This is a genomic window from Streptomyces sp. NPDC088350, from assembly GCF_044753545.1.
Classification (GTDB): domain Bacteria; phylum Actinomycetota; class Actinomycetes; order Streptomycetales; family Streptomycetaceae; genus Streptomyces.
Genome location: NZ_JBIVNL010000005.1, coordinates 452,840 through 477,217 on the forward strand (window position 1 = coordinate 452,840; position 24,378 = coordinate 477,217).

The window sequence follows — 24,378 nt, forward strand, 5'->3', positions numbered from 1 at the left end:
GACCGCTCTCCCGTCTCATCCGGCGGCGGGTGGCCGCGCACCGACGCGCGGCGGCGTGTAGAGGTGCTCGCCGACGCGCTTGACCAGCCGTGCCATCTCGTACGCCACCAGGCCCATGTCGGCTGTGACGGCGGTGAGGACGGCGAGGCAGGAGCCGTCTCCGGCCGCCGCCACGAACAGGAACCCGTCGTCCATCTCCACCATGGTCTGCCGCACTCCGCCGGCGCCGAAGTGCCGCCCCGCGCCCTTGGCCAGGCTGTGGAATCCGGAGGCGACCGCGGCCAGGTGTTCCGCGTCCTCGCGTTCGAGGTCGGTGGACGCGCCGATGGCGAGGCCGTCGTTGGACAGCACCACGGCGTGCCGCACTTCGCTCACACGCAGCACCAAGTCGTCCAGCAGCCAGTCGAGTTCGCCGGACCGCTGGGCGGCCCTCATGCTCGGGTCCTGGATCATGCGGGGTCTCCTTCGCTGCTGTCGCTGCCCGTCGCGGGGCCTGGGGTGGCACCGCGGCCCGGGTGCCTGCCGCCGCCGCGCGTCCAGCCTTCGCGGTAGGCCGCCATCCGGTCCCGTACGACCTCGGGTGTGCGGTGGTGTTCGTCGCGCGGGGCCGGCGCCTGTTCCCGTTCCGGTGCGGGCTGTTCGCGGAGTTGGGGGGCGAGGTGAGCCTGGCGTACGCGGCGCGGAAGGTCGTCGCTGTCCTCGGTTCCTTCGGTGTCCTCGGGAGGACGGTGCAGGCGCAAGGTGGTGACTCCGGGGGGCGGGGTGTCGTTCACCGGTTCCGCCGCGGCCCGTGCGGCGGCCGCCAGGGCGGGCCGGTCGGCCGGGGCCGGGACGGACTCCTGGTGCTGGGCGGCGCTGGGCACGCGCGCGTACTCGCGCTCCACGGCCCGCTCCCCGTCCGCCACCGCCGCGCGTGGAGTGCGCTCCGCCGCACCGCCGTGCAGCAGCGTCGTCGGCAGCAGGACGACCGCCGTGGTACCTCCGTAGGGCGAGGTCCGCAGGTGCACCTTGATGCCGTGGCGGGCGGCGAGCCTGCTGACCACGAAGAGGCCCAACCGGTCGCTGTCGAAGAGGTCGAGGGCCTCGGACTGCTCGATGCGGCGGTTGGCCTCGCCCAGGGACTCCTTGCCCATTCCCAGGCCACGGTCCTCGACCTCGACGGCATAGCCGTTTCCGACGGGTTCGCCGGAGACACGCACGCGTGTGTGCGGCGGCGAGAACTGGGCGGCGTTCTCCACGATCTCGGCGAGCAGATGCGTGAGGTCGGCGACGGCCGCGCCGACGACTGCCGCCTCGGGGAGTTGGCGTACCTCCACGCGCGCGTAGTCCTCGACTTCGGAGACGGCGGCGCGGACGACGTTGGTCAGGGAGACCGGCATGCGCCAGGCCCGGCCGGGTGCCGCTCCGGAGAGGATGATCAGGCTCTCGGCGTGCCGTCGCATACGGGTGGTGAGGTGGTCGAGACGGAAGAGGTCGCTCAGTTCGTTCGGGTCCTCGGAGCGGCGCTCCATGCTGTCCAGCAGGCTGAGTTGACGGTGCACCAGGACCTGGCTGCGGCGGGCGAGGTTGACGAAGACCCCGGAGATGCCGCTGGCGAGCTCGGCGCGTTCGACGGCGGCCCGCAGAGCGGCTCGGTGCACGGTGCCCAGGGCCTCGGCGACCTGTCCGGTCTCGTCCTCGGCGGGCGGCCCGGGCGGGGCCTCCGCCCTGATGTCGATCTCCTCCCCCGCGCGCAGCCTGCGCATGGCCTCGGGGAGTTTGTGGCGGGCGATCCCCAGGGCGTCGTTGCGCAGACTCACCAGTTCGACGACGAGACCGCGGCCGATGCGCACCGAGATGACAAGTGACGCGACGACGGCGGCGAGACCGAGCAGGACCGCGGCACCGGCGGCGGTGAGCAGCCCGCGGGTGAACGGGTCGGCGCGGTCCGCGACGCCGCTGCCCGCGTCCGCCTCGATGGTGCGCATGCCGTCCTGCACGCGTGCGTGCGCGTTGTCCCAGGTGGCTTCCGGAGCCGCCGCGATCGCCCGCGAGGCAGAGTTGGTGGCGAGGACCCTGTCCTCGACGGCGCCGACCGTGGTGTAGGCACTGGTGTCGGCGAGGTTCTGCCAGGCGGCGCTTTCGGAGCCGCTTAGATCCTCGACGGCGGAGTCGGTGAGGGTGCGGCGGGTGTCGACGGCGCCGGTGAACAGCCTCAGTCGCTCCCCGTCGAGTCGGCCGTCGAGCCGGGCGGCGGCGAGCACCGCGTCCTCCTGGGACAGCGATTCCCCGGCCCTGGAGAACTCGAGCAGCACGCGCGCGTCGGATCCGAGGTCGGCGTCCTGGATTCCGGTCAGCGCACCGCCCACGGCGAAGGCCGTCGAGATGGTCTTCGTGTACTGCCCGTACGTCTCGTCCCAACCCGCGCGGTGGCCGAGTACATCGGCCCGCAGCGAGCCCAGTTGCTCGGCTCCGGTGACGAAGGTCTTGAGTCGTTGGGCGACTCCGGCCGGCAGTTCTTCGCTGTCGGCGACCGTGTTGTCATCGCCCAGCCGCAACCGGGCGACGGCCCGGTCCGTGGTCGCCGCCAGCCTTTTCAGGTCTCCGCCCGGCTCCGCCCCGGGGTCGGTCGCGTAGCTCACCGCGGCCGACCGCTCGGCCTGCAGCGCGGTTACGGCAGCCGCGACAGGGCTGCGCACCGCAGAGTCGACGCGCTGCAACTGCCGTAGCCGGGCGACGTCCTGGGCGGTGCTGACGGTGGCGTACGCCCACAGGGCGAGCAGGGAGACGACCGGCACCATCAGGAGACAGACGATCTTGGCTCGTACGGTGCGGGGACGTATCCGCCATCGTCCCGCGCGCGGGGGCATGTCGTCCGACGGGGCGTCGAGGGGCTCGTCGAAGAGTTCCTCGGCGGGTGGTCCGGCGTGCGCGCGACGACCGCGCACGGGCGGCGTGTCGGCGTCGGCTCTCGGGGTCCTACGGGGGGTACGCATGGCCTCCTCGCTCGGAAGTGGGTCTCAGGGGCGTCCGGTGCGGGCCGGGTCAGTGGGCGACGCTCTCGACCGGCCGCTGGGCGGAGGCGGTCGCCTCGCGTTCTCCCGTGGTCGGCGACAGTGCGACGAACGCCGAGGTCAGGAACAGGTAGGACCCGAGGCCGACGGCGAGGGGGAAGATGAACTGCATCGCCGTGGCCCCGGGCAGGACCGCGCCGGACGGTGTGACGTGCACGCGCACGGCGAACATCCCGGTGTAGTGCATGCTGCTGACGGCAGCCCCCATGACGAGGGAGGCGGCGGTGACCGCGACGGGCGACTTGATGTTGAGGGCCGCCCACAGGGCCGCTGTCGCGGCGACGACGGCGATGAGCACGGAGAGCCCGACGAGCATCGGGTCGTAGCTCACACCCCCGTGGAGCCGCATCGCCGCCATGCCCAGGTAGTGCATGCTCGCGACGCCCAGTCCGGTGGTGAGGCCGCCGAGGAAGAGCGCGCGGGCCCGGTCACGGCCGTAGCCGACCGCGAAGACGCCCGCGCAGACGACGACCATGGCGACGAGGAGGCTGAGGATGGTCAGTGGCACGTCGTAGCGGATGTCGGTGCCGCTGACGCCGAAGCCGAGCATGGCCACGAAGTGCATGGTCCAGATGCCGGTGCCGAGCGCGGAGGCCGCGGTGATGAGCCAGTTGCGGCGCGAGCGGCCGGTGGCGCCGAGCGCGCGGACGGTGCAGCGCAGCCCGAGTGCGGCGCCCATACAGGCCATCACGTATGACAGCACGGGTGTCAGCCAGCCGAAGGTGGCGTGGTCCAGGTGTCCCATGACCAGGGGACGCTAGTAGGGGCACGGGCGCACAAAGGGGGCGCATTTCGAAAGGTGTTGCAATATGACACAGAGACGTACGGGTACGACCGCGTCACGCTCGAACGTGTGCGCCGAAGCGTCATCCGTGTCGGTGAGGGATCATGCGGAACATGAGCGACGACCACACACACGTCCAGGAGTTCTTCGGCGCACGGGCCGCCGACTGGGACAGCCGCTTCCCGGACGACGGCCCCGCCTACGCCGCCGCGGTCGCCGGACTCGGGCTGCGCACGGGGGACCGTGTGCTCGACGCGGGGTGCGGGACGGGGCGTGCACTGCCGCCGCTCCGTGCAGCCGTGGGGCCGTCGGGAGTGGTGGTCGGGGCAGATCTGACTCCGGCGATGCTGAAGGCCGCCGTACGGGCCGGACGTGGCCCTGAGGGGCACCTGCTGCTCGCCGACGTCGCCGCGCTGCCGCTGCGGTCGGAGTCGCTCGACGCGGTGTTCGCGGCGGGCCTGATCGCACACCTCCCTCAACCGGACGCGAATCTGCGGGAGTTGGCGCGTGTGGTGCGCCCCGGCGGCACGCTGGCCCTGTTCCACCCGATCGGCCGGGCCTCGCTCGCGGCACGCCAGGGGCGGCAGATCACGCCGGACGACCTGCGCGCGGAGCCCAACCTCCGTCCGCTGCTGGCCGGTTCGGGGTGGCGCATGACGTCGTACGCCGACGAGGACGCCCGCTTCCTGGCGCTCGCCGTGCGCGAGGGCTGAGCCCGCGCGCGGGCTCCCGCCGCCTCCATGCCTTCGCCCGCCCGGACCTTCGCCGCTCAACTCGCCCTGGAGACACACGCCGTCGATCACGAGCCCTTCGAGGATCGTGCCCATCACGGGATCGGATCCGTGCCGAAGCCCGACGTCGGTGCGCGAGGTGCGTACCCGACGTCTCCTCCGGCGAAGGAGGAACCCGCGAGCTTCTTCTACGACGGTGACAGGCCGCCGCGCGCCGAGGAGTTGGCCAACGCCTTCCGGCTCGGGATCCTCACCATCGCGCGGGCCACTCCCCGGGCCGAACCGGCCTGGCCGCAGACCACGTTGGACTCACTCGACGGCTGACCCGCGTCTGTGAGGAGCGCTTCATAGAACCGTTCCCCTTATGGACGCCGCAACTCCAACTCTAGTTTGGGTAGCAGTAGATGGACGGTCGGCGACAGAAAACCACGCAGGAGGAAGGTGGTCAGCATGTTCGACAGGCCCCGCAAGACCTTCGCCAGACTTCGCACCTCCGCGCGCGCGAAGGCGGGCAGCGACCCGGAACGGCGCCCGCACAATCTGTTCGAGGCCGCGGCCGTCTACGTCTCGGCCCGCGCGGAGGACGACCAGGACCGGATCGACGAGGCCGCAGGCTGGGTGTCGCCGGAGGCGCTGTCCTTCGGGGTCAGCGAGCTGGCGTGCCGGGCCGTCGTGGCGCTCGCCAGGGAGCGTGACGAGTCGCCGCGGACGGTGGCCCGGGCCCTTCTTGGGCTCCCTGCGGCCTGACACTTCGGTTACCGGTGCCCATTTCGCCCTCTCCAGCCGGAAAACTGCAGCTCCGGGTGTACTTGGGAGTCGTGACAAGCGGCTTCCGCGCACACTAGGGTGCGCGCGGTTGGACGAACGATGGGGAGGCTGGGATGGCCGACACGGATGAAGAGGCCGTCGCCGCCGAGGACGATGCGCTCTATGTGCTCACGGCGGTGCTGCTGACGCCGGCGAAGTTCCCGAGTGTGCTGGGCGACGACTATTCCGAGGCTTGCGCGGCGCTCGGTATGGCGCCGCTCGCCGACGGGTACGGCCTGGTGCTCGGCCAGGACGGTGACGGTGCGCGGTGGACGGTCGTCATCGACGACGTGTCCCTGGTCGCGGTCGCCATCGCGTCCTGGGACTGCGGTATGGAGTACGACCTGTCGCCGAGCGAGCGCACGGTGGTCGCCGCCCTGCCGGGCTGGCCGCTCGCGGTCGCCGTCGCGGCTCCGAACGTGCCCGCGCCGCACGATCCGGACCCCGACCTCGTGGACCGGCCGCCGCTGACTCCCCCGGACACCACGACCTGGGGCCCGGCACAGCGACGTCTGGGTGCCGACGAGATCGCGCTGCAGTGGGCCCTGTGGCGGGAGCAGATCGACGACTCGGCCTTCCCAGCTCAGGACGACGCGGCGGGCGCGGCGTCTAAGGCGGAAAAGGACACCTCCGACGCCACCTCCGACGCCACGTCCGAGGCGGGCGGCACTTCCTCGGACGACGTCGCCCCGGACAGCACCGCGGAAGGCACCCAGACGGGCCACAGCGGGATCCGGCGGGTGCTGACGGAGCTGCGCGCGTACGTTGACTCCCCGCCGCCTCTCGGCCGCGTGAGGTCGTCCTTCGCACCGGGCGAGGCACGCACGCTGCGTGCCGACGGCCCCGGTTGGTCCATGGTGGCCCGTACCGACGACATCGCGTTCGTCCTGCTCGACGACGAGCCCGGCGAGGTGCTGCCGGTCGGCCGGGGCCCCGAGCTGCCCGGCCTCCTGGACGCACTCGACAAGCTGGCAGTACGGCCGAGCTGAGCCCTTGGAAAGCCGCTCCGGGCATCGGTTCGGTGGGACGGGCGGGGTTCCCGCTCGTTCAGGGCGACGGGGAGCCAGGCGGCGGCCCGCGCACGGTGGACGACGGCTTCCCCTACGGGCGGCACCGTGCGGACGAGGCACGCCCCGGGCCGAATGGCCACCGCCCTCAACCGGGCGCCGTCCGCAGGACCGTTGCCGGCAGTCCCGCGGACGGTGTTGTGCTCTGCTCCTGTGCGCCGGGCGGGAACGCAGTGGGGCCTCGGTGCGTCAGCGGCCGATCTCCTTGCCCGCGACGCGGCGCAGCCGACGCCGCTGTGACGGGTCAAGCGTGAGATATGCGGCTGTCGGCACTCCCACGACGATCAGGAATGAGACCCACCAGGGCAGCCAGATGAACAGGATCAGTCCGACCGCCACACCTCCTACGGCGATCTTCGCGTTCTTCGACATATGTCGCCTCCTCCGCGGCCACAGCCGCTCTCTGATCTGAAAACGGGTCCGCGCTTCCCACGGTTCCGGATCGCGACCCTGAGACATCCCTGAGGCGCTTCCCCTACTGGTACCCGGCCGTCGGCCACTCCGCCGTCACTCCGTCCACTCCGTCCACTCCGTCCTCAGCGGCTTCCCCACCTCGTGCAGGCGGCACAGAGCCTGCCGGTAGGAGTCGACGAGGCCGGTCTCCACGAAGGGGATACCCACATCCTGACAGTGGGCGCGCACCAACGGCTGAGCGAGCCGCAGATTGGGCCGCGGCATGCTCGGAAAGAGGTGGTGTTCGATCTGGTGGTTGAGGCCGCCGAGGAACCAGTCGGTCAAGGCACTCCCGCGGATGTTCCGAGACGTGAGCACCTGGCGACGGAGATGACCCCATCGCTCGCCGTTCGGGTCCGGTATCTCCATGCCCTTCTGGGAGTGGCCGGCGTCATGACCCATGAAGGCCGTCCGGGCGCCGAGCACGGCCAGCAACGGGGCCAGGAGCAGGGTCAGCCAGGAGTCGCCGATCAGGACGATGCCGGAGACGATGCCTGCTGGCGCGAGGACGTTGGCGGACATGCAGAGTGCGTACCAGGAGCGCCGCCGTTCCAGTAGGCCTCGGCCCTTGACCGTGCGCAGGAGCGGCGCGAACTCGCTTCCCGGGGGCGCGACGGCATCCCCTGGATCAGGTGCGCCGACGACTGCGGTGGTCTGGGACATGTCCGGTCTCCGGCTCTCTCAGGCAACGGGGTGACCTGAGCCAACGTACGAATCGGTGACCGGTCGCGACCATGACGGCACCCCCCGTGTCCGTACTGGGGGCAGCCGGGCTCTTACAGGGGGTTGACGACACCATCGCAAGCCCGGCCTTCAGGAATCGGGCTTGCGGAGAAGCACTCGGAAAACAGCGATGGCAAGGAGGTCGTCGACTCCTTGCCACACCCAACATATAGCGCAGCGGGGGGCTTGCGGCAAGGCCCGGGTCGTACCCCAAAATGGCCGACCGAAGCCAGGACCTGCGGAAACAAAGGATTCACGAACCGCATGTCCTCGGAGCGGCAGGCCGGAAACCAATCGCATTGGGTGGGCGTTTCGATGATTGACGTGATCGTGGTCGGCGGCGGACCGACGGGCCTGATGCTGGCCTGTGAGTTGCGGCTGCACGGCGTGCGCGTGGTCGTGCTGGAGAAGTTGACCGAACCGACCGGAGAATCCCGGGGGCAGGGTCTGCACGCGCGCAGTGTCGAGATCATGGATCAGCGTGGCCTCCTCGACCGGTTCCTCGCGGTCAGTGAGAAGTTCCAGGCCGGCGGTCTCTTCGGCGGCATCGTCAAGCCGTGGCCGGACCGCCTGGACACGGCTCACCCGTACGGCGTCGCCACCCCTCAGCCGGTCACCGAGCGGCTGCTCACCGAACGCTCCGTCGAACTCGGTACGGAGATCCGGCGGGGCTGCGAAGTGGTCGGCCTGAGCCAGGCCCATAACGGAGCCGAGGTGACCGTCGAACTGGCGGACGGCACGCGTCTGCGCTCGCGCTACGTCGTCGGCTGCGACGGCGGTCGCAGTGCGGTGCGCAAGCTGCTCGGCGTCGGATTCCCCGGCCGGCCCGCGACAGTCGAGACGCTGCTGGGGGAGATGGAGGTCACCGAGGACCCGGCGACAATCGCCGCCGCCGTCGAGGAAGTCCGCAGGACCCAACTACGGTTCGGCGTAAGCCCCGGCGAGAACAGCGTGTGGCGCGTTGTCGTCCCCGCCGACGGCGTGTCCGAGGACCGCGCGCCCGCGCCGACCCTCGACGAATTCAAGCAGCAGCTACGGGCCGTCGCGGGCACCGACTTCGGCGTGCACTCGCCACGCTGGCTGTCGCGGTTCGGCGATGCCACCCGGCAGGCCGAGCGCTACCGGGTCGACCGGGTCCTGCTGGCCGGCGACGCGGCGCACATCCACCCGCCGACCGGCGGACAGGGGCTCAACCTCGGCGTGCAGGACGCGTTCAACCTCGGCTGGAAGCTGGCCGCCGCGGTCAACGGCTGGGCGCCGGAAGGACTGTTGGACAGCTACCACGCCGAACGGCATCCGGTCGGCGCCCGCGTTCTCGACAACACGCGCGCGCAGATCACGCTCCTGGGCAGCGATCCCGGTGCGACCGCACTACGGGAGTTGTTCTCGACGCTGATGGACTTCGAGGAGGTGAACCGGTACGTGACCGGGATGATCACCGCGGTCGGGATCCGCTACGACTTCGGCGAGGGACATGAACTGCTCGGCCGCCGCCTACGGGACGTGAAGCTGAAGCAGGGCCGCCTCTACGAGTTGACGCACGGCGGCCGAGGTTTGCTGCTCGACCAGACCGGCCGCCTGTCGGTGACGGGCTGGGCGGATCGGGTCGACCACGTCGTCGACGTCAGCGAGGAACTGGACGTCCCTGCGGTGCTCCTGCGACCGGACGGCCACGTGGCATGGGTCGGTGACGATCCGGAGGACCTGCACGGCCTGCTGCCCAAGTGGTTCGGCAGTGCCCACTGAGTGCCGAACAGCCCTCCTGAGGTGTCAGTACGCGGGGAACGCCCTGTGTTCCGTCCGGCCGCCCGTGTCATGGCGCAGCACGAAGCGCAACGCGCGCGTGCGCCGCGGTTCCGCCGACCGATACGGGCCGACACCCGTGTCCGTCGTCCCGCCATAGCGGGTGTTCCGCTCGCCGTGGCGGTCGCCCTGGTTGCGGCCAGTATGGCCGTCGGCGCCCCTGTGCCGGCCAAAAAAGCTGGTCGCCGACCTGGGGACCGTCTCCGGGGTGCCCCAGAAGATCGAGGGCCTCGCGCGCGTGGACCACGACACGCTCGCCCTGATCAATGGCAACGACTTCGGGATGACGGACGGCGCGGGCGCGTTCGACGCGCAGGGGCAGCTGGTCGACAGCGGTATCGAGGCGGCAGTCGTCTACGTGAAGCCGCCGCACCGTATCTGAGTACCCGTCAACTCCCGTAGCTGCTAGCCGAACAGGGACGGGAGCAGCGACTCTAGGTCGCTCGGAACCTCGCTCGGCAGTTCCGAGGGGAATTTCGACGGCAGCGCGGTCGGGAGCTCGGTCGGCAGGCTGCTGGGGAATTTCGTCGGGATCGTGAGCGAAGGGTTCCCGCTCGAACTGCTCCCGGCGGGCGACTTCTTGTCCCGTGAGTCATGTCCCCCTGAGGCCATCAGGACGACGGCGACGACGGCCCCCGCGAGCACGATCACGGCGAGCAGGATGAACAGTGGGCGGGGGCGCCTGCGGGGAGGCGGTCCGTAGTCCCCGTAGTCACCTCCCGATCCGTGCCCGAAGTCATCGGGAGGTGGTCCGAAGCCGCCGCCCTGAGGCGGGGTGGCGTCCGGTGGCCCGGGCGGTCGAGGCGGTACGGGCGGCATGGCCATACCGTCAAGAGTCGCCTCGTAGCGGTCATGACGCGACCCCCGCGCGGTGGTTGATACGGACTCACGCCATGGATCGCATGATTCCGGAGCATTCCGCGCGGGGGCCGGTCACAAAAGGGAACTCACGAAATCCAGCGGGCCCGCGAGTGACGCACGCGTGCGTGCGGTCAGCCGCGCGCTCCCAGGAGGTGGTCCATGGCGAGCTGGTCGAGCTGCTCGAAGGCCATTCCTCGCTTGGCCGCCGCCTCCACGTCGAAGTCCTCGAACGCCGAGCGGTCCGCGAGCAGCGCCTTGAGGCCGTCCGCCGCGGTCTGCTGCGCCAGCTCGTCCAGACGCGAGGCGCGCAGCGCCTCCTGGACCACCGGGTCGGCACGGAACGCGGCCGAACGCTCCTTGAGGATCAGGTAGTTGCGCATGCAGCCGGCCGCCGACGCCCAGACACCGTCGAGGTCCTCGGTACGCGGCGGCTTGAAGTCGAAGTGCTTCGGGCCGGCGTAACCGGCGCTCTCCAGGAGGTCGACCAGCCAGAAGGCGGCACGCAGGTCGCCGTTGCCGAAGCGCAGGTCCTGGTCGTACTTGATGCCGGACTGGCCGTTGAGGTCGATGTGGAAGAGCTTGCCCGCCCACAGGGCCTGGGCGATGCCGTGCGGGAAGTTGAGCCCGGCCATCTGCTCGTGACCGACCTCGGGGTTGACGCCGTACAGCTCCGGGCGCTCCAGGCGCTCGATGAACGCCAGGGCATGACCGACGGTGGGGAGCAGGATGTCGCCGCGGGGCTCGTTCGGCTTGGGCTCGATCGCGAACTTGATGCTGTAGCCCTGGTCGGTGACGTACTCGCCGAGGAGGTCGAAGGCCTCCTTCATGCGGTCGAGCGCGACGCGTACGTCCTTGGCGGCGCCGGACTCGGCACCCTCACGGCCGCCCCAGGCGACGTAGGTCTCGGCGCCCAGCTCGACCGCGAGGTCGATGTTGCGGATCGTCTTGCGCAGGGCGTAGCGGCGCACGTCGCGGTCGTTGGCGGTGAACGCGCCGTCCTTGAAGACCGGGTGTGTGAAGAGGTTGGTGGTCGCCATCGGCACCTTCATGCCGGTCGCGTCGAGGGCCTCGCGGAAGCGCTTGATGTGCGACTCGCGCTCGGTGTCCGAGGACCCGAAGGGGATCAGGTCGTCGTCGTGGAAGGTCACACCGTGGGCGCCCAGCTCGGACAGGCGCTGCACCGTCTCGACCGGGTCGAGGGCACGGCGGGTGGCGTCGCCGAACGGGTCCCTTCCCTGCCAGCCGACGGTCCACAGGCCGAAGGTGAACCTGTCCTCGGGGGTGGGCTGGTAGTTCATGACGCGGCTCCTTGTTGCTTCGCTCCGACTATTTCGTCATGGCGGTTTACAAATTAGTATGCCGGAGCGTCTCTGGGAAGGGACAATGTGTCTCCGGGCGGAGACACATGCCGCACACAAGGGAGAAACCCGATGTCAGCAGCCGAAGGTCCGCTCGTCGTCGGCGTGGATTCGTCCACCCAGTCCACCAAGGCACTGGTCGTCGACGTGTCCACCGGACAGATCGTCGCGAGTGGCCAGGCGCCGCACACCGTCTCCTCGGGGGCGGGCCGGGAGAGCGATCCCCGCCAGTGGTGGGACGCGTTGTGCGAGGCCCTGCGCCAGTGCGGGGACGCGGCCCACGAGGCGGCGGCGGTGTCGATCGGCGGCCAGCAGCACGGCCTGGTCACCCTGGACGCGCAGGGCGAGCCGGTGCGCCCGGCATTGCTGTGGAACGACGTGCGGTCGGCGCCGCAGGCCCGCCGCCTGATCGAGGAACTGGGCGGTCCGAAGGCCTGGGCGGAGCGCACGGGCAGCGTGCCCGGCGCCTCCTTCACGGTCACGAAGTGGGCCTGGCTCGCCGAGCACGAGCCGGAGGCGGTGCGGGCCACGGCGGCCGTACGCCTCCCCCACGACTACCTCACCGAACGGCTCACCGGACAGGGCACCACCGACCGGGGCGACGCCTCCGGCACGGGCTGGTGGGCCTCGGGCACCGAGTCGTACGACGAGGAGATCCTCCGGCACGTCGGGCTCGACCCGGCGCTGCTGCCCCGGGTGGTGCGGCCGGGCGAGGTGGCGGGGACGGTGCGCGACTGCCACGACCTGCCGTTCTCCAAGGGCACCCTGGTCGCCCCCGGCACCGGCGACAACGCCGCCGCCGCACTCGGCCTCGGGCTGCGCCCCGGAGCCCCCGTGCTCAGCCTCGGCACATCGGGCACGGTGTACGCGGTGTCCAAGCACCGACCCGCCGACCCGTCCGGCACGGTCGCGGGCTTCGCCGACGCGCACGGCGACTGGCTGCCCCTGGCCTGCACCCTGAACTGCACCCTCGCCGTCGACCGGATCGCGGCCCTCCTGGGCCTGGACCGCGAGGCCGTGGAACCCGGCACTTCGGTCACGCTGCTCCCGTACCTGGACGGCGAACGCACCCCGAACCTGCCCAACGCCTCGGGCCTCCTGCACGGCCTGCGCCACGACACCACCGGCGGCCAGCTCCTCCAGGCCGCCTACGACGGCGCCGTACACGCCCTGCTGGGCGCGCTCGACCTGGTCCTCGACGAGGACGCCGACCGCACCACGCCGCTGCTGCTGATCGGCGGCGGCGCCCGGGGCACGGCCTGGCAGGAGACGGTACGACGGCTCTCGGGGCGTCCGGTCCAGGTGCCCGAGGCCAAGGAACTGGTCGCGCTCGGCGCCGCCGCACAGGCCGCGGGCCTGCTGACCGGCGAGGACCCGGCCGCGGTCGCCCGGCGCTGGAACACGGCCGCGGGGCCGGTGCTGGAGGCCGTGGAACGGGACGAAACGACGTTCGCCAGGATCTCCGGGGTACTCTCCGACGCGGCTCCGCTGCTCGAACGGGGGACGGACGGCCGTTGACACACACCCGGGGGAACAGCCGCACACCGATCGAGGACTGAGGGAGGCATGACCGCACCGCTGCACGAGGCGCACCCCGCAGGGCCCGGCCGTGCCCTGCCCGACACCCAGCAGGGCATGCGCCGCCGCAATCTCGCGCGCGTGATGCACACGGTCAGCGCCGAGGGCCCGCTCTCGCGCGCGGCCGTGGCCTCGCGCATCGGGCTGACCCGTGCGGCGGTGTCGACGCTGGTGGACGAGCTGATCCGCTCGGGGCTCCTCGAAGAGCTGGGCCCCGAGCGTCCCGGCCGCGTGGGCCGCCCCGGATCGGCGCTCGCCGTCAGCGGGCGCGGTCCGGCCGGGATCGGCGCGGAGATCGGGGTCGACCATCTCGCGGCCTGCGCGGTCGATCTGCGCGGCGAGATACGGGCCCGTGCCGTACGGCACGGCGTCAACCGCGGCCGGTCCCCCGAGCCGGTGCTCGCCGAACTCACCGCGCTGGTACGGCAGGTCGTCGCCGAGGCGGACGCCGAGGGCCTGTGGCCGGCCGGGCTCGCGGTCGCCGTACCCGGTCTGGTGGCACGCGACGGCCGTACGGTCGTGCGCGCCCCGAACCTCGACTGGCACGACATCGATCTCGGCGCCCTGCTGCCCGCCGAACTCCCGCCCACTGTGGACAACGAGGCCAACTTCGGCGGACTCGCCGAACTCTGGCTGGGCGAGACCACTCCCCGCGACTTCCTGCATGTGTCGGCCGAGATCGGTATCGGCGCCGCGGTCGTGGTGGACGGGGGGCTGCTGCGCGGAACCCGGGGATTCGCGGGCGAGTTGGGGCATGTCCCGGTGCGTCCTGACGGGCCGGAGTGCGCGTGCGGCGGGCGCGGCTGCCTCGAACAGTACGCGGGCGAGGAGGCGGTACTGCGCGCCGCCGGCATCGAGCCCGGCACGGACCGGGTCGGTCTGCTCGCGACCCGCGCCGCCGACGGTGACGAGGCGGTACGGCGTGCTCTGTACGGCGCCGGTACGGCGTTCGGCATCGCCCTGACCGGCGCGGTCAACCTGCTCGATCCCCAGCTGGTGGTGCTGGGCGGCGCGCTGTCCGGGCTCGCGCCCTGGCTACTGCCGTCGCTGGAGGCCGAGTTGGCGCGGCGCACGGCGGGGCCCGCCTGTCCGGTGTCGGTGTCGCGGCTGGGACCCGAGGGTCCGCTGCTGGGGGCCGCGCACTCGGTGGTGCGAGCCGTGCTCGACGACCCGGCGGCGGTGGCCGAACGGGCTGGGGACATCGTGGCCGAACAGGCCTGAAACACGGCCGACCCCACTCGGCCTCGGCTCGGCCTTCGCTCGTTCGAGTGGCCCGGTTTTCCACAGTTCCGCCGTCGTCCACGGAAGCACGCGACGCCCTACTGCCCAACCCGCAAGCGCCGTACCGTGATTCACGCGAGGCGCAGCCGTCGTGTCGTGACGACGGTGTGCGGGTGGAGACGCGGACGCGGGTGGACGAGGGGGGATTCACGTGTCGGGGGAGACAGTTCAGGGGCTGCGGCGGGATGCCGTCGGGCTGCGTGAGGTCCTGTTCGTCCGCCGGTCCGGTCGTCGGCGTCTGGCTGGCCGCCGGGGTCGTGGTCCTGCTCGTTCTGCTGCGACGCCACCCCGAGCGCATGGCCGAAACCGCCCGTGTCCATCTCGACGAACCCGACTTCACCGCACTTCCGCAGAACGGAGCAGTACAGCCATGAACGACCCCCGGATCCTGACGGTGCGCCCCGAACCGGGCGAGTACGCCTGGACGTTCGGCGGCGCCCCGCCCGTGGCCCGCATCGTGCCCGGCACGGTTCTCGACCTGTACACGGAGGACTGCTTCGCCGGACGGGTACGGTCCGAGAAGGACCTGGTCTCCGAGGTGTGCGAGTTCCCGTTCCTCAATCCGCAGACGGGCCCCTTCCACGTGGAGGGCGCGGAGCCGGGTGACACGGTCGCCGTGCACTTCGTGTCGATCGAACCCGCCCGGGACTGGGCCGCCTCCACCACGGTGCCCCTCTTCGGCGCGCTCACCTCGACGCACACCACAGCGACACTCCGGCCGCCGCTTCCGGAGACCGTCTGGATCTGGCAGTTGGACCGGACCCGCCGCACGGCGCTGTTCCGCGCACGGGACAGCGACATCGAGATCGAGCTGCCTCTCGACCCGATGCACGGCACGGTGGGTGTGGCCCCCGCCAACCTGGAGGTGCGTTCGGCGCTGGTGCCCGACGCGCACGGCGGGAACATGGACACGCCCGAGATGCGGGCCGGGGTCACCTGCTACCTCGGGGTGAACGTGGAGGGCGCGCTGCTCAGCCTCGGGGACGGGCACGCGCGGCAGGGCGAGGGCGAGACCTGCGGAGTCGCCGTCGAGTGCGCGATGAACACGGTCGTGATCGTGGAGCTGCTCAAGGGGGTCGCCACTCCCTGGCCGCGCATCGAGTCGGACACGCACATCATCTCGACAGGTTCGGCCCGCCCGCTGGAGGACGCGTTCCGGATCTCCCAGCTCGATCTGGTGCGGTGGCTGGTGCGCGACTACGGGTTCAGCGAACTGGACGCCTACCAGTTCGCGACCCAGGCGGTCGAGTCGCCGTTGGCCAACGTGTGCGACACCAACTACACCTGCGTGGCGAAGATCCGGAAGGAATGGCTGCCCGCGCGCGAGACTCATCGCGGACTGCACGCGCAGCTGCGGGAGACCGCGGCGGCACTCCGGCAATGAACCGAAAGGCGACCGACCATGGAACGGGCGAGACCGCTCCCGAGCAGGCGATGGCTTCTGAAGGGCGCAGCCCTCGCCGCCGTCCCGTACGCGTTACTCCCTGCCCCGGAGGCCGACGCGCAGGCCCAGGCAGTCGACTACCCGTCGGCCGAGTGGCAGCCGGCGAGCACCTCCAACTACACGGCGTCCAACCGCCCCAGCGCCTATCCGGTCGACTACGTGGTCGTCCACGTCACGCAGGAGACGTACGCCAGCACTCTGTCCATCTTCCAGAACCCGAAGAAGAAGGTGTCCGCGCACTATCTCGTGCGGTCGGCCGACGGGCATGTGGCCCAGTGCGTCCGGGAGGCCAACATCGCCTGGCACGCGGGGAACTGGGACTACAACACCCGCAGCATCGGTATCGAGCACAAGGGCTGGGTGGACCAGCCGGCGTACTTCACCGACGCCCTCTACGAGCAGTCGGCCAAGCTCACGGCGGCGATCTGCGTGAAGTACGGGCTCCCCAAGGACCGGGCGCACATCATCGGGCACTACGAAGTGCCGGGCACCGACCACACCGATCCGGGGCCGAACTGGGACTGGACGCGCTATATAAGGTTGGTCAATTTCGCCTGACCCAAGCCAGATCCAGGCCGGCCCCGAGCCGGACTCCGGCCGGATCCAGCCCGATTCGGGCCCGATCCGAACGCGATGCGGCTCGTTCGGATCGTCCCCGGTCGAAACGGTTGTCCGTACCCTTCCCCGGAGTGACGATGTCCGCAGGCGTTTCGCCGCCGTATCGCGGGCGTGTCACCGCTGTGTCGCGGTACTCGACTCGCTGTGTCGCGGAGTGCGCGTCGCTGTATCGCCTTCCTGGGAGGCCGAGTTGACCGATCCATGGGTGGCCCTGGAGCCGGGGGCCGACCCTGCCGAGCGGGTACGGGTGCTGCGCCGGGCGCACGAGACGTTCGCCGTGGCCGGCACGGTGCCGCAGCCGGTGCGGTCGGTGGTGGCCGATTCCTGGCGGCGTTCCGCGCGGGCCGGTGTCGGTCCCGAGGGCACGGCGAGCGTGGAGCTGACGGACGGTGACCTGGGTGTCTATCGGGCGGAGCATCCGCTGGCGCGGGTGATGCCGCTGATCCGGGAGTTGGTGGGTACGTTCGCCGCGGACGGGGAGCATCTGCTCGCGGTGTGCGACGCGCAGGGCAGGCTGTTGTGGGTCGAGGGGCATCCGGCGACGCGGCGGAAGGCGGGCCGGATGAACTTCGTGCCGGGTGCGCGCTGGGCGGAGAGCGCGGTCGGGACGAACGCGCCGGGTACGGCGGTCGCCGTGGACCGGCCGGTGCAGGTGTTCGCGGCCGAGCACTTCATCCGGCGGGTACAGCCGTGGACGTGCGCGGCGGCTCCGGTGCACGATCCACGCACCGGGCGGGTGCTCGGCGCCGTGGACATCACCGGCGGGAACGGGCTGGCGCATCCGCACAGCCTGGGGTTCGTCCAGGCGGTGGCGCGCGCCGCCGAGTCCCAACTGGCGCTGCTCGCCCCGGAGCAGACCTCCGTCGACGGGCCCGAACTCTCCGCGCTGGGCCGGGACGAGGCCCAACTCTGCGTCGACGGGCGCAAGATGAGGCTGAGCCGACGGCACAGCGAGATCCTGGTGCTGCTGGCCCGGCACCCCGAGGGACTCACCGGCGACGAATTGCTGTGCGCGCTGTACGAGGACGAGTCGGTGCCGCCGGTGACGTTGCGGGCCGAACTGGCCCGGCTGCGCAGGCTGTTGGGCCCCGACCTGCTCGCCTCGCGTCCTTACCGGCTCACGTTGCCCGTCGAGTCCGATGTGGCGATCGTCGAGCGGCGGCTGGAAGGGGGTGCGGTCACGGGAGCGGTGACGGCGTACACGGGTCCGCTGCTGCCCGGTTCGCAGGCGCCGGCGGTGATCCGGCTCAGGACCCGTCTCGCGGACGGTCTCCGTACGGCGTTGATCGCCCGCCGCGACCCCGACCTGCTGGCGGACTGGGCGCACGCGCCGTGGGGCGAGGACGACCTCGCCGTATGGCGGGCGCTCGCGGCGATACGGCCGACGGCGCCGGTGCGCTCCCGCCTCGCCGCGCTGGAGTCCGAGCTGACGGCGCCGACCGCGTGGTCCCGGCCACCGGCACGCTGACGAAACCTCTGTCGCGGGCGTACGCACGCCTGTGGTGGACGTACAAGCCGATGCCTGTTGTGGACGTACGCACGCCGACCGCAACGTACATGCAACCTCCCGTTCCCTAGCCTCGCGCCGAGAGCTGCCCAACGGCGGGCAGCGCTGTTCCGGGAGGCAGACCAGATGACCCGTTACACGGCACCCGGCACCGAGGGCGCGATCGTCTCCTACCAGGCGCGCTACGACCACTTCATCGGCGGCGAGTACGTGCCGCCGGCCCGCGGGCAGTACTTCGAGAACCCGTCGCCGGTGAACGGGCAGCCGTTCACCGAGATCGCGCGCGGTACCGCGGAGGACGTGGAGCGGGCGCTGGACGCGGCGCACGCGGCGGCGCCGGGCTGGGGCCGTACGTCGGTGACCGAGCGGTCCGGCATCCTGCTCAGGATCGCCGACCGGATGGAGGCGAACCTGGAGCCGCTCGCGGTCGCGGAGAGCTGGGAGAACGGCAAGCCGATCCGCGAGACCCTCGCCGCCGACATCCCGCTCGCCATCGACCACTTCCGCTACTTCGCGGGGGCGATCCGCGCGCAGGAGGGTTCACTGGGTGAGGTCGACGACGACACGGTGGCGTACCACTTCCACGAGCCGCTCGGGGTCGTGGCGCAGATCATCCCGTGGAACTTCCCCATCCTGATGGCGACTTGGAAGCTGGCCCCGGCCCTCGCGGCGGGCAACGCGGTCGTCATCAAGCCCGCCGAGCAGACCCCGGCGTCCATCCACTTCTGGATGAGCCTGATCGCGGACCTGTTGCCGCCTGGCGTGGTGAACATCGTCAACGGCTTCGGTGTCGAGGCGGGCAAACCGCTCGCGTCCAGCCCGCGCGTGGCGAAGGTCGCCTTCACCGGCGAGACCACCACAGGGCGGCTGATCATGCAGTACGCCTCCGAGAACATCAAGCCGGTCACGCTGGAACTCGGCGGCAAGTCGCCGAACATCTTCTTCGACGACGTGTCGTCTGCGCGCGACGACTTCCTCGACAAGGCTCTCGAAGGCTTCACGATGTTCGCGCTCAACCAGGGCGAGGTGTGCACCTGCCCGTCCCGGGCGCTGATCCAGCGCGGCCATTACTCCGACTTCCTCCAAGCGGCCATCGCCCGCACGGAGTCGATCAAGCCGGGGCACCCCCTCGACACCGACACGATGATCGGCGCCCAGGCCTCCAACGACCAGCTGGAGAAGATCCTCTCCTACCTGGACATCGGCCGGCAGGAGGGCGCGAAGGTCCTCACGGGTGGCGAACGCATCGACTACGACGGCGAGTTGAAGGGCGGATACTACGTCCAGCCGACGATCTTCGAGGGCGACAACCGGATGCGCATCTTCCAGGAGGAGATCTTCGGGCCGGTGGTCTCGGTGGCGTCGTTCGACGATTTCGACGACGCGATCAAGCTCGCCAACGACACGCTGTACGGTCTCGGCGCCGGCGTGTGGACCCGGGACATCAACACGGCGTACCGCGCGGGCCGGGCGATCCAGGCGGGCCGGGTGTGGACGAACTGCTACCACGCGTACCCCGCGCACGCGGCGTTCGGCGGCTACAAGCAGTCCGGTATCGGCCGTGAGAACCACAAGATGATGCTGGACCACTACCAGCAGACGAAGAACGTTCTGGTTTCATACAGTCCTCAGAAGCTCGGGTTCTTCTAGGACTCAAATCGGTTGCCTGGAGGCGTCATTGCTCTCCAGGCAACCTGCACGACAGTTACTGTGCGTCGCGGCGCCAGCACCTTGAGCAACTTCACGATCGTGGAACGAATCTCCTCCGGACCATACACGGACCGCCGAGCAGCAGGGGCGAAGGATTCGAATCACCGGGGCAGGTTCGGCGGCGAGGGCTTTGACGAGGCGCCCCAGGCGCGATTCGGCTCGGATCATCGGGAGTCCTTGGTTCAAGGGGGTGTGTCTGCGTTCTGGCGCGGTGGGGCCTTGGGGTGCCGGGCCAGGCACGGGCACGCGCGGCTGTCATGTGACCTCGGCGGCGTGGCCCTGCCGGATGCGGCCGAGCAGGCCCTGGTGGTAGGCCGCCAGGTCGCCGTCCGCGACGGGGACGGGACTGCCGGCCGAGGTGTACCACTCCCCGGCGCCGGTGTACGGGAAAGTGACATGCGTGCTGTGTCCGTCGCCTCCGAGCCGGGACCAGTGCCGACACCGTGGCGTGGATGGGCCATGACGGGACGTGGCTGCACGAGATTCCTTCCGTCTGCGCCGCGTGGGCGGGGGTGGTGCGAGCCCGAAAGTCGGGCAACGGCGGGGCGGGCCTGTGCCTGGTGTGCGGGACGCAGGGCGAGTTGCTGGCCACGATTCCCGAGAGAAACAAGTCCCGGGCGATCCCCACCAGCGGGATCAGCCGGGATGCCCAGTTGATCAGTGTCAACGCCACCGCCCACGGCCGCGGCGGTGCCCTACAGCTGGTGAACACTCCGGTGTGCGACCGGTGCGGAAGCCGGGCCATGGCCGCGCCCAACCTGCTTCTCGCCACGGACATCCACCGGCGCCGCGGCAGCGACACCGTGTGGTGGACCGGGGAGCGGGTCGACGATCCTCTGGGCGTACTGGACGTACTGGACGTACTGGACGTTCCGAGCGAGACGAGCGTGGACCACCTGCTGGAATCCCTGCGCGCATGCCCGGATCCGGTAGCCGCGGACCGTCTGGATCCCTGCGCCCACTACGCGCTCGCCCTCGGGCTGAACAACGCCCGGGTAATCGTGCTGGACTGGCTCGACATGCCCGTCGGACGGCTGCGCAACCACCTCGGCGTGTATCCGAGCAGCGCCGACATGACCGTGAGCGTGATCAGCTCGGCGTCACTGAGCGTGGGCGTGATTCCGATGACCGGCCGCCACGGCGCCAGCCACGGCGAAGCCTTCAACTCGTCGTCAATCCGGGCATGGAGTGCCGTTGCGAGGGTGTCCAGGTCTGTCTTCACACACTGACATTGGACGCCCTCGTCCTATGTCCGCAGGCCATCCCTTGGACTCAATCATCTAGTGGTTCCTGGACACTGGACGTCGTGCTCGCAGGCCTCGTGATCCCCCCGGTAAGGTTCTGCCCAGACGTTGATGATCACTATTGGCACGACGACATACCGTCACGTCTTCTCGGTGGTCGGCGTTCTGGGCTGGCTGTGGGGGCGTGTGATGACGTTCGGTGAGAAGTTGCGGGATCTGCGCCGGGCTTCAGGGCTGACGCAGGAGGAGCTCGCCGAGGCCGCCGGGCTGACGGCCAGGTCGATCAGGGATCTGGAGCGGGGCCGTCGGCAGCGGCCGCAGCGCCGCACGCTGGAGCTGCTGGTGACGGCGTTGAGACTGACCGACGCCGACGCCGACGCGCTGCTCGCCGCCGACCGTTCTGGTCGGCAGGGCGGTTCCCCGGCCGATGACGGCGCCATCAAATCAGGTCTGCTCGATCGTCGCCGTCAACTGGCGGTACTTGACCGCGCGGCCGGTGAGGCCCGGGCCGGTCGGGGTGCGGTGGTGCTGCTGCGGGCGGGCGCGGGGATGGGGAAGACCTCCTTGTTGAGCGCCTGGGCGGAAGCCGAGCAGCCGCGGGGGATCAGGATGGTGCGGGGCAGCGGGGGAGAGCTGGAGCAGGACTTCGCCTTCGCGGTACTACGGCAGTTGGCCGAGCCGTTGCTGGCTCAAGCCGGTCGGGCCGGGCGGGAACGGCTGCTCTCGGGTCCGGCGGAGTCGGCGTCGCACGCCCTGCGTGTGGCTGGACTCGGTGACGCCGGAGGCCTGTCGCCGGAGGCGTCTCAGGGCCTGCTGCACAGCCTGTACTGGCTGATGGTGCATGTCACGGACGACGGGCCGGTCGCTCTGGTGGTCGACGACGCGCACTGGGCGGACGGCCCGTCCCTACGGTGGCTGGAGTACCTGACGCGGCGGCTGCGCGGTCTGCCGTTGCTGCTGGTGCTGACGGCACGGCCGGACAGCGGAACCGGGGCCGAGCCGCTGCTGGAGCGGATCGCCGCCCAGCAGCACTGCGTGCGGGTCGGGCTGCCGGCGCTGGGCGTCGACAGCGTGGCCCGGCTGGTGCGGGCGAGTCTGGGCCAGGACGCCGAACCTCGGTTCGTCGCCGCCTGCGCCGAGGCGACCCAGGGCAACCCCCTGCTGCTGCGCGAGTTGCTCCGCACCCTTGCCGACAAGGGTGTAAGGCCTGTCGATGACCGAGCACGGCTGGTCGAGGAGTTCCGCGGCCGGATCCTGGCGGACACCGTGGTCAAGCGGCTGACCGGCCAGCCGGAGCCGACCCGGCGTCTCGCCGAGGCCCTGGTGGTGCTGGGGGACGGAACCGACTGGCATCTGGCGGCCGAACTGTCGGAGTTGGGCGAGGCGCAGGCCCGTGAGCACGGGCGCCGGTTGCGGCGGATCGGTGTGCTGGCACCCGGTGAGCCGGTGCGGTTCGATCATCCCCTGGTCCGTGCTGCGATCGCCGAGACCGTCGGACCGGTGGAGCTGGCCGCCGGACACGCGCGGGCAGCCGAACTGCTGCGGCACGAGGGGGCGGCCGGCGACCGGGTGGCCGCCCACCTGCTGCTGGCCGAACCGAGCGGTGAGCCCTGGCGGGTCGACGCCCTGCGGCAGGCGGCGCGGGCCACGCGTGGCCGAGGCGCCCCGGAGGTCACCGCGGCCTATCTGCGCCGAGCCCTGCGGGAGCCGATGTCCGGCAAAGAGCGCGGTCCGCTGCTGCTGGAGTTGGGCGGCGACGAGTTGCAGCTCGATGTCGGTGCCGCGCGGCATCATCTGACGCAGGCATCCGCGGTGTTGACGGACCCGTACTCGCGCGCTCAGGCGGCCTATCTGCTCGCCAACGCGCTGTTCCTCGGGCATGAGCACGCGGACGCCGTCGAGGTGCTCGCCCGCGCGGTGGAGGACCTGCGGCAAGCCGACGACGGCACCGGGGCGGCCCGTGAGGTGTCATGGTTTCTGCAGGCCCAGATGCTCCTGATCGGCTATGACCAGCTGTCCACGCTCCCCGCGGCCCGGCAGCTCGCCGGCCGGCTATGGGGTCACAAGCTGGCCGGCGACACCCCGGGTGAGTGCGCGGTCCTGGCCGCACTGGCCGCCTGGGCCGTCGCCGGGGACGCCGGCGCCGAGGTCGCCAACAGCCTTCTGGACCGGGCCCTGCGCGGCGGGTTGGCAGCCATGGACCAGTCGCAGATGCTCGTGAGCCTGGCCGGGACGGTCTTCCTGACTACGGACCGTCTCGACGACGCGGCCGCCCGGTTCGAGCAGATCGCCGACATCGGTGCGCGGTGGGGCGTGTTCCTCATGGTGTCGACGGCGATGATATGGCAGCTCAGGGTCCGCGCGCGCCGGGGCCAACAGCTCGCGCTCACCACGGACTTCGGACACCCCGCCGTCACGGACGGCGAGGGGCTGGAGCCGCGGGCACGGCTGGCGCTGATGGCCCAGGTGGGCGAATCGCTGATCGAGCGGGGCGACCTGGCCTCGGCCGCACGGCTGCTGGTGCCGGACGCCGGCACCGACCGGGGCGGCTGGGTGTGGCAGGGGCCGATGCTCCTCGCACGCAGCCGGGTGTACGCCGCGCGGGGCAATCGGGCCGCCGCCCTCACGGTCCTGCTGGAGTACGGTGCGCAGGAGAAGCGGACGCGGGTCACGAACCTGACCGGGGCGCCCTGGCGGTCGCGGGCGGCGCTGCTGCACCTGGCGCTCGGACAGCGGAGCGACGCGCTCCAGCTGGCCACCGAGGAAGTGGAGCTGGCCCACCGCTGGGGCACCGAGCGGGTGATCGGCCTGGCGTCGCGCTCCCTGGGTGTCGTCATGGGCGGTTCCGAAGGGGAGGCCCTACTGCGCGAAGCCGTGGCCCTGCTGGAGCGGTCTCCGGCCCGCCTGGAACTGGCCCGCGCCCGGTACGAGCTGGGCGTCGTACTGTCGCGCAGAGGAGAGACCCACCAGAGCGGCCAGGTTCTCACCCAGGCGCTGGACCTCGCCGATGCCTGCGGCAGTCTCCTCCTGTCCGGCCGGGTACGCCGGGCGCTGGCCGAGCTGGGGGTACGCCCGAGAGCCGCGCCGGCAGTCGCCCCGAGTCTGTCGCTGACCGAGCACCAGGTGCTGGAGCTGGTAGGCGCCGACTACAGCGACCGTCAGGTCGCCCAGGCCCTGCTGCTGACTCCGCAGGACGTGACCGGCCTGGTGGAGCGAGTGGGCCGCAAGCTGGGGGTGACCAACCGGTCGGAACTGGTACGCCTGGCGGGAGCCGGCCACCCCCGGTAGGTACCGCGGGGCTCGAGAGCGGGCTTCCCGCCACACCCCCAGCCGGCTTGCCCAGGACCTGGATGTCA

General features: G+C 71.1%; 19 protein-coding genes and 4 pseudogenes. 15 read left to right on the top strand and 8 right to left on the bottom strand.

Annotation, left to right across the window (positions count from 1 at the left end; translation table 11 throughout):
* Positions 1-15 precede the first annotated feature (15 nt).
* Genes ACIQBL_RS19930 through ACIQBL_RS19940 form a run of 3 tightly spaced genes read right to left on the bottom strand, consistent with a single transcriptional unit; the run spans position 16 to position 3,798 of the window.
* Complete coding sequence (locus ACIQBL_RS19930) at positions 16-453, bottom strand: roadblock/LC7 domain-containing protein (RefSeq protein WP_401943509.1); 438 nt, start codon at positions 451-453, stop codon at positions 16-18.
* Positions 450-2,975, bottom strand: coding sequence for a nitrate- and nitrite sensing domain-containing protein (locus ACIQBL_RS19935; protein ID WP_401943510.1), 2,526 nt, complete (start codon positions 2,973-2,975; stop codon positions 450-452). Before ACIQBL_RS19935 ends, ACIQBL_RS19930 begins: the two co-directional genes overlap by 4 nt.
* A 49-nt stretch (positions 2,976-3,024) precedes the next feature.
* Positions 3,025-3,798, bottom strand: coding sequence for an MHYT domain-containing protein (locus ACIQBL_RS19940; RefSeq protein WP_401943512.1), 774 nt, complete (start codon positions 3,796-3,798; stop codon positions 3,025-3,027).
* 152 nt (positions 3,799-3,950) lie between these two features.
* Between ACIQBL_RS19940 and ACIQBL_RS19945 the strand changes: the two genes are divergently transcribed.
* From ACIQBL_RS19945 to ACIQBL_RS19960, 4 genes and pseudogenes are all read left to right on the top strand, one after another.
* The gene (locus ACIQBL_RS19945; protein WP_401943515.1) at positions 3,951-4,550 is read left to right on the top strand and encodes a class I SAM-dependent methyltransferase; all 600 of its coding nucleotides are present in this window, start codon (positions 3,951-3,953) and stop codon (positions 4,548-4,550) included.
* Between the two features lie 186 nt (positions 4,551-4,736).
* Positions 4,737-4,892, top strand: a pseudogene (locus ACIQBL_RS19950) (PadR family transcriptional regulator); the annotation flags it as partial.
* Positions 4,893-5,018: 126 nt separating this feature from the next.
* Positions 5,019-5,315: a hypothetical protein gene (locus ACIQBL_RS19955; protein ID WP_401943517.1), complete on the top strand. Its 297-nt coding sequence runs from the start codon at positions 5,019-5,021 to the stop codon at positions 5,313-5,315.
* Positions 5,316-5,449: 134 nt separating this feature from the next.
* Positions 5,450-6,364: a hypothetical protein gene (locus ACIQBL_RS19960; RefSeq protein ID WP_401943520.1), complete on the top strand. Its 915-nt coding sequence runs from the start codon at positions 5,450-5,452 to the stop codon at positions 6,362-6,364.
* A gap of 267 nt (positions 6,365-6,631) precedes the next feature.
* On the opposite strand, the gene ACIQBL_RS19965 is transcribed toward ACIQBL_RS19960, so the two are convergent.
* Both ACIQBL_RS19965 and ACIQBL_RS19970 read right to left on the bottom strand, forming a co-directional pair.
* Positions 6,632-6,814, bottom strand: coding sequence for a hypothetical protein (locus tag ACIQBL_RS19965; RefSeq protein WP_401943521.1), 183 nt, complete (start codon positions 6,812-6,814; stop codon positions 6,632-6,634).
* Between the two features lie 135 nt (positions 6,815-6,949).
* Complete coding sequence (locus ACIQBL_RS19970; protein WP_401943523.1) at positions 6,950-7,558, bottom strand: fatty acid desaturase; 609 nt, start codon at positions 7,556-7,558, stop codon at positions 6,950-6,952.
* Positions 7,559-7,933: 375 nt separating this feature from the next.
* Here ACIQBL_RS19970 and rox point away from each other — a divergent pair, with 375 nt between their 5' ends.
* Positions 7,934-9,364, top strand: coding sequence for a rifampin monooxygenase (gene rox, locus ACIQBL_RS19975; protein ID WP_401943525.1), 1,431 nt, complete (start codon positions 7,934-7,936; stop codon positions 9,362-9,364).
* Between the two features lie 229 nt (positions 9,365-9,593).
* A pseudogene (locus tag ACIQBL_RS19980) lies at positions 9,594-9,803 on the top strand (esterase-like activity of phytase family protein); the annotation flags it as partial.
* Between the two features lie 23 nt (positions 9,804-9,826).
* Here the strand turns inward: ACIQBL_RS19980 and ACIQBL_RS19985 are convergent.
* Both ACIQBL_RS19985 and xylA read right to left on the bottom strand, forming a co-directional pair.
* A complete protein-coding gene (locus tag ACIQBL_RS19985; protein ID WP_401943528.1) occupies positions 9,827-10,246 on the bottom strand; it encodes a hypothetical protein in 420 nt (139 codons plus the stop codon).
* A 167-nt stretch (positions 10,247-10,413) separates the two neighbouring features.
* Entirely contained in the window at positions 10,414-11,580 is a 1,167-nt protein-coding gene (gene xylA, locus ACIQBL_RS19990) for a xylose isomerase (RefSeq protein ID WP_401943531.1), read from the bottom strand.
* A gap of 132 nt (positions 11,581-11,712) precedes the next feature.
* On the opposite strand from xylA, the gene xylB reads away from it, so the two are divergent.
* From xylB to ACIQBL_RS20030, 8 genes and pseudogenes are all read left to right on the top strand, one after another.
* Positions 11,713-13,158 (top strand): xylulokinase, encoded by a 1,446-nt coding sequence (xylB, locus tag ACIQBL_RS19995; protein ID WP_401943534.1) that lies wholly within the window; start codon positions 11,713-11,715, stop codon positions 13,156-13,158.
* A 48-nt stretch (positions 13,159-13,206) separates the two neighbouring features.
* Positions 13,207-14,439, top strand: a complete 1,233-nt coding sequence (locus ACIQBL_RS20000; protein WP_401943537.1) for an ROK family protein — start codon at positions 13,207-13,209, stop codon at positions 14,437-14,439.
* 260 nt (positions 14,440-14,699) lie between these two features.
* Positions 14,700-14,873, top strand: coding sequence for a hypothetical protein (locus ACIQBL_RS20005; RefSeq protein ID WP_401943539.1), 174 nt, complete (start codon positions 14,700-14,702; stop codon positions 14,871-14,873).
* Positions 14,870-15,883 (top strand): acetamidase/formamidase family protein, encoded by a 1,014-nt coding sequence (locus ACIQBL_RS20010; protein WP_401943542.1) that lies wholly within the window; start codon positions 14,870-14,872, stop codon positions 15,881-15,883. Before ACIQBL_RS20005 ends, ACIQBL_RS20010 begins: the two co-directional genes overlap by 4 nt.
* An 18-nt stretch (positions 15,884-15,901) precedes the next feature.
* Positions 15,902-16,501 (top strand): N-acetylmuramoyl-L-alanine amidase, encoded by a 600-nt coding sequence (locus ACIQBL_RS20015; RefSeq protein WP_401943543.1) that lies wholly within the window; start codon positions 15,902-15,904, stop codon positions 16,499-16,501.
* 250 nt (positions 16,502-16,751) lie between these two features.
* Entirely contained in the window at positions 16,752-18,029 is a 1,278-nt protein-coding gene (locus ACIQBL_RS20020; RefSeq protein WP_401943544.1) for a GAF domain-containing protein, read from the top strand.
* Between the two features lie 165 nt (positions 18,030-18,194).
* The gene (locus ACIQBL_RS20025) at positions 18,195-19,718 is read left to right on the top strand and encodes an aldehyde dehydrogenase family protein (RefSeq protein ID WP_401943547.1); all 1,524 of its coding nucleotides are present in this window, start codon (positions 18,195-18,197) and stop codon (positions 19,716-19,718) included.
* A gap of 512 nt (positions 19,719-20,230) precedes the next feature.
* Positions 20,231-20,791 (top strand): annotated as a pseudogene (locus tag ACIQBL_RS20030) (type I-C CRISPR-associated protein Cas8c/Csd1); the annotation flags it as partial.
* A 23-nt stretch (positions 20,792-20,814) separates the two neighbouring features.
* Here the strand turns inward: ACIQBL_RS20030 and ACIQBL_RS20035 are convergent.
* Positions 20,815-21,000: pseudogene (locus ACIQBL_RS20035) on the bottom strand (IS982 family transposase); the annotation flags it as partial.
* Positions 21,001-21,133: 133 nt separating this feature from the next.
* Here ACIQBL_RS20035 and ACIQBL_RS20040 point away from each other — a divergent pair.
* Entirely contained in the window at positions 21,134-24,310 is a 3,177-nt protein-coding gene (locus ACIQBL_RS20040; protein ID WP_401943549.1) for an ATP-binding protein, read from the top strand.
* Positions 24,311-24,378 lie beyond the last annotated feature (68 nt).

What these genes read in the sequence shown, in the direction of transcription:
- xylA (WP_401943531.1), bottom strand. Translation starts at nt 11,580, where the DNA reads ATGAACTACCAGCCCACCCCCGAGGACAGGTTCACCTTCGGCCTGTGG.
- ACIQBL_RS19935 (WP_401943510.1), bottom strand. Translation starts at nt 2,975, where the DNA reads ATGCGTACCCCCCGTAGGACCCCGAGAGCCGACGCCGACACGCCGCCC.
- ACIQBL_RS19945 (WP_401943515.1), top strand. Translation starts at nt 3,951, where the DNA reads ATGAGCGACGACCACACACACGTCCAGGAGTTCTTCGGCGCACGGGCC.
- ACIQBL_RS19970 (WP_401943523.1), bottom strand. Translation starts at nt 7,558, where the DNA reads ATGTCCCAGACCACCGCAGTCGTCGGCGCACCTGATCCAGGGGATGCC.
- ACIQBL_RS19930 (WP_401943509.1), bottom strand. Translation starts at nt 453, where the DNA reads ATGATCCAGGACCCGAGCATGAGGGCCGCCCAGCGGTCCGGCGAACTC.
- ACIQBL_RS19965 (WP_401943521.1), bottom strand. Translation starts at nt 6,814, where the DNA reads ATGTCGAAGAACGCGAAGATCGCCGTAGGAGGTGTGGCGGTCGGACTG.
- ACIQBL_RS19960 (WP_401943520.1), top strand. Translation starts at nt 5,450, where the DNA reads ATGGCCGACACGGATGAAGAGGCCGTCGCCGCCGAGGACGATGCGCTC.
- xylB (WP_401943534.1), top strand. Translation starts at nt 11,713, where the DNA reads ATGTCAGCAGCCGAAGGTCCGCTCGTCGTCGGCGTGGATTCGTCCACC.
- ACIQBL_RS19955 (WP_401943517.1), top strand. Translation starts at nt 5,019, where the DNA reads ATGTTCGACAGGCCCCGCAAGACCTTCGCCAGACTTCGCACCTCCGCG.
- ACIQBL_RS19985 (WP_401943528.1), bottom strand. Translation starts at nt 10,246, where the DNA reads ATGGCCATGCCGCCCGTACCGCCTCGACCGCCCGGGCCACCGGACGCC.
- ACIQBL_RS20000 (WP_401943537.1), top strand. Translation starts at nt 13,207, where the DNA reads ATGACCGCACCGCTGCACGAGGCGCACCCCGCAGGGCCCGGCCGTGCC.
- rox (WP_401943525.1), top strand. Translation starts at nt 7,934, where the DNA reads ATGATTGACGTGATCGTGGTCGGCGGCGGACCGACGGGCCTGATGCTG.
- ACIQBL_RS20025 (WP_401943547.1), top strand. Translation starts at nt 18,195, where the DNA reads ATGACCCGTTACACGGCACCCGGCACCGAGGGCGCGATCGTCTCCTAC.
- ACIQBL_RS20010 (WP_401943542.1), top strand. Translation starts at nt 14,870, where the DNA reads ATGAACGACCCCCGGATCCTGACGGTGCGCCCCGAACCGGGCGAGTAC.
- ACIQBL_RS19940 (WP_401943512.1), bottom strand. Translation starts at nt 3,798, where the DNA reads ATGGGACACCTGGACCACGCCACCTTCGGCTGGCTGACACCCGTGCTG.
- ACIQBL_RS20040 (WP_401943549.1), top strand. Translation starts at nt 21,134, where the DNA reads ATGATCACTATTGGCACGACGACATACCGTCACGTCTTCTCGGTGGTC.
- ACIQBL_RS20015 (WP_401943543.1), top strand. Translation starts at nt 15,902, where the DNA reads ATGGAACGGGCGAGACCGCTCCCGAGCAGGCGATGGCTTCTGAAGGGC.